Raw genomic sequence first — 10,877 nt, 5'->3', positions numbered from 1 at the left:
CTGCTTCACGAGCAAACGCTTCAAGTGCTTTCTTATCCATATTGTCCATCCTTAGCCTTAAAGGCTTAAGTCTAGACAGTTACACAGAATTCGGGACACCCTCAATAAGCGTGTAAACCGCGGCTTAAGAATAGGCTTTTAGGTTGATGACAACACGCTCAAGTGAGTCTGTTACAGCATCAAAGCCACGAACATTCACGCTTAATCACATGAATGTTCGTTTCCCTTCTCTTCTCTTCTCTTCTCTTGTCTCTTAGTTGCAGACGTGTAGCTGCAAACTTTAACAGCAGGCGTTTAGTTATATCAAAGAGCTCCGTGAGAGCTGTTCTTGAGGCTTAGCTTTCTGTAGGCATCCACACCTGTTTAGAGGTGACTTTGTGATCTTTAAAGGTCAGTTCTTCCACTTTGTCACCGTTAGTATTCCAGCGAGTAAGTTTTCCGTTCGCGACTTCACCTTCATCAAACTGCGCTTGGCTGGCCTTATTACCGTTCGGGTAGTAGTCCGTTACCAATCCATCTTTTTGTCCGTCGCTGTATTCAGCTGTCAGGCTTTGTTCCCCATTGGGATACCAGCGAGAGGCGGTGCCTGATAGTTCATTGTCTTTATAATTGAGTTCTGCTTTTTTCTGTCCGTTTGGATACCAGGTTTCAGCTTTGCCTTGCAGTTCACCTTTTACGTAATTCACTTTAGAAGCGACTTGGCCATTCGGATACCAGTTAGTTTCTAGCCCAAGTTCTAAGCCATCGGCAAACTGAGCTTGGGTCGCGACTTGGCCGTTATCGAACTTCTCTTCAAATTGACCAGTGAAAGGTTTTGAATGGTTTACTTGGTAAGCCACGCCTTTACGCATCTGTAAGTAGTCAACAGCATCTTCACGCGGTGTTGCTGCATAGCTCATAGAAGATACCGTACTAAGAGCAATTAAGATTGGAACGTATTTCTTCATAATGACACCTTTTTATTGGACGGGGAAAGTGTAACGGGTGTGTTAAAAGCATTTCACTTCCGTGTATCCCTGTCAGTATCTAATAGTGGTTTTCAAGTTTTCATTATTGGCTGCCTAATATAGGGAACTTTTAAAAGCAAATTATCGATCTTATTTGTACTACAAATATATTGGTTTAATTCATTTTTATAAATTATATCTAACGATATTTTTGCTGCTCTTCTTTAAGCTTTGATCGTCAAGAATAATAGTTTTTAACGATGAATCTTCGATTTTTAGAGACTTTATTCATGTTTTTCGGGGTTTGGTCGAAATTTAGTGCGGATAACTGCACTGACTTGAGGAATTGCGCTCCTAGGTGGTGCAACTTTTAACTCGATCACTTGTATGATTAATTGAGTGTCAGACTGTAAGATCATTGTCACGTATTTGGATTATTGTAGTACAAATATACTTGCCATTTATTTATAGTGACCTCAACAAAAAAACATAAATAAAAGGTCTAACGATGGAACTCAATACCCTGATAGTTGGCATCTACTTCCTATTCTTAATTGCGATAGGGTGGATGTTTCGAACGTTTACAAGTACGACAAGTGATTACTTCCGTGGGGGAGGTAATATGCTGTGGTGGATGGTAGGTGCAACCGCATTTATGACTCAGTTCAGTGCTTGGACATTTACTGGTGCAGCAGGTAAAGCCTTTACCGATGGCTTTGCCGTAGCGATTATCTTCATCGCGAACGCATTCGGTTACCTAATGAACTACCTTTACTTCGCTCCGAAGTTCCGTCAACTGCGTGTTGTGACGGTAATTGAAGCGATTCGTATGCGTTTTGGTAAGGTGAATGAGCAAGTATTTACTTGGTCTGGTATGCCAAACAGCGTTATCTCTGCAGGTATTTGGTTGAATGGTCTAGCAATCATCGCATCGGGTATCTTCGGCTTTGATATGACAACAACGATTATCCTAACGGGTCTGGTTGTACTGATTATGTCAGTGACGGGCGGCTCTTGGGCGGTAATCGCATCTGACTTTATGCAGATGGTTATCATCATGGCAGTAACGGTGACATGTGCAGTCGTTGCTATTTACCACGGTGGCGGTGTTACGCAGATCATTAGCGACTTCCCAACGGATTCGTTCATCACGGGTGACAACCTTAACTACATGAGCATCTTCAGCATCTGGGCTGTGTTCATCTTCTTAAAGCAGTTCAGCATTACCAACAACATGCTTAACTCTTACCGTTACCTTGCTGCAAAAGATTCAAACAACGCACGTAAAGCAGCACTGCTTGCTTGTGTACTAATGACGCTTGGTCCAATCATCTGGTTCATGCCTTCTTGGTTCATGGCTGGTCAAGGTGTTGATTTAGCAGCTGCTTACCCAGAAGCTGGCAGCAAAGCCGCTGACTTCGCTTACCTTTACTTCGTTCAAGAATACATGCCTGCAGGTATGGTTGGCCTTCTGATTGCCGCTATGTTCGCAGCAACAATGTCTTCAATGGACTCAGGTCTAAACCGTAACTCAGGTATCTTCGTTAAGAACTTCTACGAGCCGATTCTTCGTCCTAAAGCGACAGAGAAAGAGCTAATGGTTGTTTCTAAACTAACGTCTACCTTCTTCGGTATCGCGATCATCTTGGTTGCTCTGTTCATCAACTCTCTTAAAGGTCTGAGCCTTTTCGACACCATGATGTACGTGGGCGCATTGATCGGCTTCCCAATGACAATTCCAGCATTCTGTGGCTTCTTCATCCGTAAAACACCGGATTGGGCAGGTTGGGGCACGCTAGTTGTAGGTGGTGTGGTTTCTTACTTCGTTGGTTTCGTTATCACTGCGGACATGATTCAAAACTGGTTCGGTCTAAATGAACTAACTGGCCGTGAGTGGGCTGACCTGAAAGTGGCTATCGGCCTTATCGGTCACATCATATTTACTGCTGGCTTCTTTGTTCTTTCAACACTGTTCTACAAGCCTCTTGCTGAGCACCGTGAGAAAGACGTAGACAAGTTCTTCAACAACCTAGCGACGCCACTAGTTGCTGAAAGTAATGAACAGAAGAAACTGGATAACAAGCAACGTCGTATGTTGGGTTCACTTATCGCGGTAGCGGGTGTGGGCGTAATGACTATGTTCGTACTGCCAAACCCAATGTGGGGACGCATGGTATTCGTTCTGTGTGGCTTGATTGTGTTCTCTGTTGGTCTGTTACTTGTTAAAGCAGTCGATGACAAAGTCGAGCAACAAGACGAAGTGACTCCAGCCGAAGGCTAATTTAATACGCATCCTAAATAACATCACGGCCACCTGAACGGGTGGTCGTCATTTTTATAATCCAAACTTTAATGTGAGATGTACGATGAACAAAAAACTATTATCGGTAAGCATTATTAGCGCGTTCGCACTCGCTTTTGCAACAGGCTGTACAACACAAGAAAAAACAGCACCCGTAGTCAGTGTCGCTGAACAAGCTACGCCTGCTGTTAGCGAAATTGACCGTAGTTACCTATTGAGCAGTGACCGCTTAACAGAGGTAGATGGCGACACTTTAGCCGTTGCTTCGGAAGAGCAAGTGGCTGCGCTTAAAGCACAATTTGAAAACCTAAAAGATGGCGACGAACTGGTGATCCCTGCCGGTAAATACGCGAACTTAGGTCAAGTGACGATCACGGCGAATGACATCACTATCAAGGCCGAGCAAGCAGGTTCTGCGTGGATCACTGGTTTGATTCAGTTTGAACTGAAAGGTGATGACATCACGCTTGATGGCTTGGTATTTACTGAGGGCGGTCCTAACGAACGCTTTGGCGCAGTTCGTATGATGGGTAATGGCAATACGCTTCAAAACTCAACATTCTACTACTTCAACCACGATTACACGTACGAGCCAGACGAGCGTCGTTCTGAGTATCCAAAGTACCTTTGGGTTTCTCTATGGGGTAAAGACGGCAAAGTCATCAACAACCGTTTCGAAGGTAAGCAAAAACGCGGCACTTTGATTGGTGTGCAAAAAGATGACACAGCAGACAACCACCTGATCGCAAACAACATCTTCATGGATCAAAAGCCTAACCAGTTCAACGAATTCGACATCAAAGAAGCGATTCGTTACAACGGCAACAGCTGGGAAGCGATCCGTATTGGTGATTCTAAATCTTCACAGTGGGATTCAAGTTCTAAGTTCGTGAACAACCTAATGATCGATATGGATGGTGAGCGTGAGCTTATCTCGATTAAGTCGGGCGACAACACGATCTCAGGCAACACGATCTTCCAAAGTGCAGCTCTTATTTCACTGCGCCACGGTAAAGGCAACACAGTTGAGAACAACATGATTCTTGGCAATGGAAAGCGCCTAACGGGCGGCATTCGTATCTACGATGAAGATCATGTGATTCGCAATAACTACATTGCCAACACTCGTGGTCGTGATGGTGTGATTGAAGGCAACGCTGACCTACGTGGCGGCATTGTTATTAACACAGGTATTATCGACGTAGCGAATGGTGAGCAGCTAGATCAATCGGTGAAAGGCAAAGAGCTGAACAAGCAGTGGACACCGAAAAACATCACCATCGAGAATAACTCTCTAGTCGACACTGAGTGGGGCATTGTTTACGGCAACCAAAGCCACCGTGTAAGTTTGTTTGACAACGCAGAAGTGGAAGGCATTTATGCGGGCGTTGATGTGGCGTTCAAACACAACGTGGTTGATAACTCGCAATCTCCTGAGTTTGTAAGTGTGCGTGCAACGCAAGATTACCCATTAGTCGGCGCAACCTACACAGACGAAACTTACGTAGGTCAAGTAACGGATTCTGAACTGATCGAAGGCTACTCGGTTGAGCTACCAAAAGTCGTTGTAGAAAATGGCATTAACGCTTACCAAGGTGAAGGCGCAGACGTGTCTAAACTTGCGGTTGTGACAGCTGAAACAGCGGGTCCAGACTACGTGCTTGAGAATACGACTAAGTAATTTATTAGTTAATGGTTAATGGCTAATGGCTAAAGGTTAATGGCTTGAGCTACCAAATCAATTCACGATAGCTGTCCTGACCATAACACTTAAAAAGCCTCAACAGATAATGTCTGTTGAGGCTTTATTGATCTTAGGTCGTGATCATCTCAATCTTACGTCGAGACTACTGTGATTTATACTTATGCAGTAGATCCCAAGGGATATGACATAAGTGGTGATCTTCAGGGAAGTGACTTAAGTGATGCTGGTGGATGTCGTCGCTGGCAACATAATTGGTCAACGGCAACACCTCAACAGCGATACGGTCGGCATCATCTCTTGAAGAAATATAGTGCTTAGCTTCGGTTAAGTGTTCTGCATTAGTGCTGTATACACCTGTGCGGTATTTCTCTCCGACATCGACACCTTGTTTATTCAAGCTGTAAGGGTCGATAATCTCAAACAAGTGTTCCATCAAAATCGTGACTGACGTGATGTTTGGATCAAATTCAATTTGTACGCACTCCGCGTAGCCATTGTAATCGCTTTGTGTGCCGTCGCTTTGTGTCGCTTTGTTCTCTGTTGGCTGGGCGCTTCCATTAGCACGGCCTGCTTCTGTGCTGATAACACCAGGAACGTACTTAATAAATTCTTGTACACCCCACAAGCAGCCGCCAGCTAAATAAATTTGTTCCATACTTCTCTTTGAGCTCTCTGTGTTTGTTGATGTTCGTTAGGTACCCGAATCAATACGATGATACCCGTACGTATAAAAAAGCGTCTATAAAAATGAGCGCGCAAATAAAAACAAGCGTTTAGGCATTGTAAACCTGTGCGACTGAACAAACATAAGTTTAATATGATTTGTGATTATATAAGTCAGTATTGCTTTGTCATCAACTCGAATCTCAACATCAAGTGAGCGCTACTCTAAACATGTTTGATCAAATAAAAGACTTCATTAATCCGAGCAAGAACCCAGACTTGACTCAGGCTCATGAATATCAGCGCAAGCATCTTCCTACATTGTGGCTGTTGGGCAAAACGGGGGCGGGCAAGTCATCGTTTATTCAAGCGGTCACGGGCGACTCTTCTGTAGAAGTGGGCAATGGTTTTGCGCCTTGTACCATGACGGCGATGTCGTATGAGTTTCCGCAAGACAAACCCGTGATGAGGTTTCTTGATACCAGAGGACTCAGCGAAGCGAATTACGATGCGAAAGAGGATTTGGAAGAGATTGGTCAGGCAGGTAATGCGTTAGTCGTTGTAATGAAAGCCGACGAACCTGAACAATCCGCTGTGCTTACGGCTCTAAAACAGATTAAGAAACAGAAGAAGATTAAACACTTGTTGCTGGTTCATACGGCGGTGTTGTCTTCCAGTGAACCAGATCGAGCAAGGCAAATTCAGTTCAACACCAACCAAGTAGAGAAGGCTTGGGGTAAAGAGTTTGAATCGGTAGCGGTCGATTTCGAAACGGATGACAACGCTATGTCTAACAGCGAAGCGGTTTACAACTATGACATCTTGTTAGAAAAGCTGAGCAGTATTCTTCCGGTGATAGGAATGATGGTGCAAGACAAAGAACATTCCACGCAAGAAGAAGCCAACTTTGATCAAGTAGAAAACGAAGTGCTTTGGTATGCAGGAAGTGCCGCAGCGAGTGACCTGATTCCGGGTGTTGGTTTGGTGTCGGTACCTGCGATTCAAGCCAAAATGCTTCACAGCTTGGCCAATCAATATGGGGTCGAATGGAATAAGAGAGTCTTTAGTGAGTTGATAGGCACTCTGGGAAGCAGCTTTGCTTTGCAATACGGAATGAAGCTGGGCACTCGACAGTTGATAAAGCTGATTCCAGTTTATGGTCAAACGGTAGGTGCGGTGGCTGCAGCGGCAATGAGTTTCGGCACCTCTTATGGTTTAGGTCGCGCGGCTTGTTTTTACTTCTATCATAAGAACAAAGGTGAAGAAGTGTCTGAACAAGAGATGCAGAAGATCTACAAAGAATCTCTGAAAAAAGGAAAGGCGGCGTCGGGTTATGAAGAAAATTAGAAACCTATTTCGATTACTGGCGGTGCTATCGAGCGGACGCTGGGGCATTGCCCTGATTTCGGCGATCTTCCCAAGCATTATCATGATGGGTTTTGGTGTCTTCTTGGCGATCAAATACGGTTATCTACTCGAAATGTCGATTGCCATTGCCGTGAGTACCTTGGTGTTCACCATTCCTTTATTCATTTCTAGCCGTTCTTCAAGCCGCTCTTCAAATAAAGAGTCTTTCTCGAATAAAGAGAGTGGCGGCCTTGGCGAGGATACTGCTGAAGCTGAATCACAGCATAAAAAAGCTGATATCAACGATGCATTGGTTAAGGCTTCGGCTGATTGGTCTCAAAAAGAACTGTCGATTTGGAATGATTCAAAACACCATGTACGCCAACAATTAATGGTCGACATAGAGTGGGGCAACCTAGACCAAACCGGTTTAGAGGTACTTGAATTTGTTGCGAGAAAGTTTGATAAAAAATCGCTCGATTTCTCGATTCCTGAAGGACTAAAGCTGTTTGAAGAGGTAAGCCGACGCTACAAATTGGTAGTGCGAGAGCATATACCCGGCATTGAGTATCTCAAGGTTTCTTACATCAAAGCGGGTTACGAAGCCTATGACAAATATGGCGAGCTAGGGCAGAAGATCGTTAAGGCCGCTATTTGGGGGAATCACCTCAAAAACCTCTATTTGAACCCGCTAAAAGTTGTTTCTGATTTAGGTAGAGAGCAAGCGACATCTTCAATGACAAGAGGTGTGGTTGATGACATGCAATACGCGGCCAAACAAGCCTTGTTAGATGAAGTCGCGGCGGTGGCGATTGATCTCTATAGCGGGCGTTTCAGCATTGAAGATGAAGCATTGAAAGCGTCCGATGTTTCTGAACTCGACGAACAACGCTTTGCTCCTGAACTAGAACCCGTGCGAATCGTGCTGGTGGGGCAAACCAGCTCTGGCAAATCTTCGCTTATCAATGCGCTTAAGCAAGAGTTGGTAGCTGAAGTGGATGTACTGCCATCAACCGACACTTCAACCGTATACAACGCATTTGTCGACGACAATGATGTTCGCGTGGTTGATCTTCAAGGGCTTGATGGCAACCCTAAAACCGAAGCCTTAATGCTGAAAGAGATGACCCAAGCCGATGTGGTGCTATGGGTGCTTAAAGCCAATCAATCTGCGCGTGATTTGGATAAGCAATTGAAAGATAGATTTGATGCTTTCTATGACGATCCTAAGAACATCTCACGCAAGAAGCCGATTGTGGTGTCGGTTGTGAATCAGGTAGACCGATTAAAACCTGTAGACGATTGGCAGCCACCGTATGACTTAGAGAATCCAACATCGACCAAAGCAAAGATCATTGCTCAAGCGCTCGAATACAATCATATATTGCTGCAAACCGATATCGTGTTACCGCTGGCGATTGCGCCAGAAAAGGTACAGTTTGGTTTAGATAGTTTAAGGCAGACGTTGATAGAGCGTATCGCTGACGCAAATAACGTTCAGAGAAACCGCCAACGTTTAGAAGCCATGAAAAGAGGCTCGTCGGTTAAAGGCCAACTGAATAAAGCAGTCAAAGTGGGTAAGAAGGTGGCACCCAGCGTATTGAAAGCGGCGACACCAAAACTGGCTGAAATGGCCATCAAGCAAGCCGTGAAGAAGAAGTAAGTCATTCACTGCGAATACGGTTCTGGTGAGGTTTGAGCCTCATCAGAATTTATCTTTTCTAGATCGGCGAGTTTTGGATCTTGGCTTTATTAGATGATGGCTTTTTTAGAAAACAGCTATCTTCGCCCCTTGTTAGAGAGGTGTTGATTTCAAAAGAGATTTGATATTATTAAGGTTCTCGCTGAACTAGTTTAATAGTATATAAACAGCTGTGATTCACATTTTATATAACACGCTATCGTATTTAATCATCATTCTAAATATTGATCACATTTATACTTTTTTAAGCTGTATTTATAAAACAATTGCACTATATTTAAACTTCGGATCATCTTGATTTCAACGTAGGGATATATTGTGAACATGTATCTGAAATGGCAATCAACAACTTGGCTAACCTTGTTAGCTTGGTATACCTTAGATCACCAACTCTCGTTCCACCTTTCTTCAGAGTAGTACCCTCTAGGCGTCACGCGCCAGCAAAGCAGCGAGCTTTGTTTACCTATCAGCAGCTTTGATAACCTTTGAACGTATGAATGTCGCACTTATTATTCCGTGTAGGGTATTCGTTTTTTGTCGTTCTCGCTAATTATCTTAGCCTCTGTTTAGGTTTGATTAATAAGTCATTATTTAATTTGTTTATTTTCACTGTTAATTTTCTGTGTATCTTTATACGGAACTATTAATTTAATAGTGAGGACTCGTGACATCTAAAGAAAATACATTTCGACCTGATCGGAATGTATTGAAAGGTATTATTATGGAAAACTTCAAACATCTACCAGAACCGTTTCGTATTCGTGTTGTAGAGCCAGTAAAAAGAACAACTCGCGCCTATCGTGAACAAGCCATTGTCGACGCGGGCATGAACCCATTTTTGCTCGACAGTGATGATGTGTTTATCGACTTACTGACAGACAGCGGAACAGGATCTATCACTCAGCGTATGCAAGCCGCGATGCTAATGGGTGATGAAGCTTACAGTGGTAGCCGCAGTTACTACGCATTGTCGAATGCGGTTAAGGATATCTTCGGTTACGAGTTGACGATTCCAACACACCAAGGACGCGGTGCAGAGCAGATCTACATTCCGGTTCTTATTAAGAAGCGTGAAATGGAGAAAGGGCTCGATCGCAGCAAAATGGTCGCCTTGTCGAACTACTTCTTCGATACAACACAAGGCCACACCCAAGTGAATTGCTGTGTGGCGAAGAACGTTTATACCAAAGAAGCGTTCGATACCTCAGTGAACGCGGATTTCAAAGGCAACTTCGATGTGGTGAAGCTGGAAGAAGCGATCTTAGAAGCGGGCGCAGCCAATGTTCCCTACATTGTGAGCACCATTACTTGTAACTCTGCTGGTGGACAGCCAGTGTCTATCGCCAATCTAAAAGCCGTGTATGAAATCGCTCAGAAGTACGATATTCCTGTTATCATGGACTCGGCACGCTACGCAGAAAATGCCTACTTCATTCAACAACGTGAAGCGGGTTATCAGGATTGGACAATCGAACAGATCACGCGTGAGTCTTACAAATACGCGGATGGTTTAGCTATGTCTGCCAAGAAAGATGCCATGGTACAAATGGGCGGCTTGTTGTGCTTTAAAGACGACGCTTTCATGGATGTGTACACAGAGTGTCGAACCTTGTGTGTGGTGCAAGAGGGCTTCCCAACCTATGGTGGCTTAGAAGGTGGCGCGATGGAGCGTCTTGCGGTTGGCCTTTATGACGGCATGCGCCAAGATTGGTTAGAGTACCGTATTGGCCAGGTTCAATACCTTGTTGATGGCTTAGAAGCGATGGGCATCGTGTGCCAGCAAGCAGGCGGTCATGCTGCGTTTGTCGATGCGGGTAAATTGCTGCCTCATATCCCGGCTGGTCAGTTTCCCGCACATGCTTTGGCGTGCGAACTCTATAAAGTCGCGGGTATCAGAGCGGTTGAGATTGGGTCTTTGCTGCAAGGACGCGACCCAGCAACAGGTGAACAACACCCATGTCCTGCTGAGTTGTTGCGCCTTACCATTCCTCGCGCGACCTACACACAAACACACATGGACTTCATTATCGAAGCATTCGAAAAAGTGAAAGAGAATGCAGGACAAGTGAAAGGGCTCGATTTTACCTACGAGCCGCCGGTGTTAAGACACTTCACTGCGCGCTTGAAAGAGGTAGAGACCAGCGAGAAACAAACAGAAAAAAAGAACGAACAAACGCTCGAAGAAGCATTTTAAAATAAAAACATAAGCGA

At 44.5% G+C, this 10,877-nt stretch carries 7 protein-coding genes; 5 read left to right on the top strand and 2 right to left on the bottom strand.

The annotated features are described in order from the left end of the window. Window positions 1-335: 335 nt before the first annotated feature. Entirely contained in the window at window positions 336-947 is a 612-nt protein-coding gene (locus F0229_RS20490; protein WP_171733578.1) for a toxin-antitoxin system YwqK family antitoxin, read from the bottom strand. A gap of 508 nt (window positions 948-1,455) precedes the next feature. Between F0229_RS20490 and F0229_RS20485 the strand changes: the two genes are divergently transcribed. Both F0229_RS20485 and F0229_RS20480 read left to right on the top strand, forming a co-directional pair. Further along, complete coding sequence (locus F0229_RS20485) at window positions 1,456-3,228, top strand: transporter (protein ID WP_171733577.1); 1,773 nt, start codon at window positions 1,456-1,458, stop codon at window positions 3,226-3,228. Between the two features lie 85 nt (window positions 3,229-3,313). Continuing rightward, a complete protein-coding gene (locus tag F0229_RS20480; RefSeq protein WP_171733576.1) occupies window positions 3,314-4,930 on the top strand; it encodes a polysaccharide lyase 6 family protein in 1,617 nt (538 codons plus the stop codon). Window positions 4,931-5,096: 166 nt separating this feature from the next. Here the strand turns inward: F0229_RS20480 and F0229_RS20475 are convergent, their stop codons facing one another. Beyond that, a complete protein-coding gene (locus tag F0229_RS20475) occupies window positions 5,097-5,609 on the bottom strand; it encodes a peptide-methionine (S)-S-oxide reductase (RefSeq protein ID WP_171733575.1) in 513 nt (170 codons plus the stop codon). 239 nt (window positions 5,610-5,848) lie between these two features. On the opposite strand from F0229_RS20475, the gene F0229_RS20470 reads away from it, so the two are divergent. The 3 genes from F0229_RS20470 (at window position 5,849) to tnaA (ending at window position 10,860) form a co-directional block, all read left to right on the top strand. Further along, window positions 5,849-6,964, top strand: coding sequence for a YcjF family protein (locus F0229_RS20470; protein WP_017063633.1), 1,116 nt, complete (start codon window positions 5,849-5,851; stop codon window positions 6,962-6,964). Further along, entirely contained in the window at window positions 6,951-8,627 is a 1,677-nt protein-coding gene (locus tag F0229_RS20465; protein ID WP_171733574.1) for a GTPase family protein, read from the top strand. Before F0229_RS20470 ends, F0229_RS20465 begins: the two co-directional genes overlap by 14 nt. A 760-nt stretch (window positions 8,628-9,387) precedes the next feature. Further along, window positions 9,388-10,860, top strand: coding sequence for a tryptophanase (gene tnaA, locus F0229_RS20460; RefSeq protein ID WP_102394496.1), 1,473 nt, complete (start codon window positions 9,388-9,390; stop codon window positions 10,858-10,860). Window positions 10,861-10,877 lie beyond the last annotated feature (17 nt).

It is taken from the genome of Vibrio sp. AIC-3 (genome assembly GCF_013114515.1).
GTDB lineage: Bacteria > Pseudomonadota > Gammaproteobacteria > Enterobacterales > Vibrionaceae > Vibrio > Vibrio crassostreae_C.
This window is presented reverse-complemented; position numbering and strand designations above follow the sequence as displayed.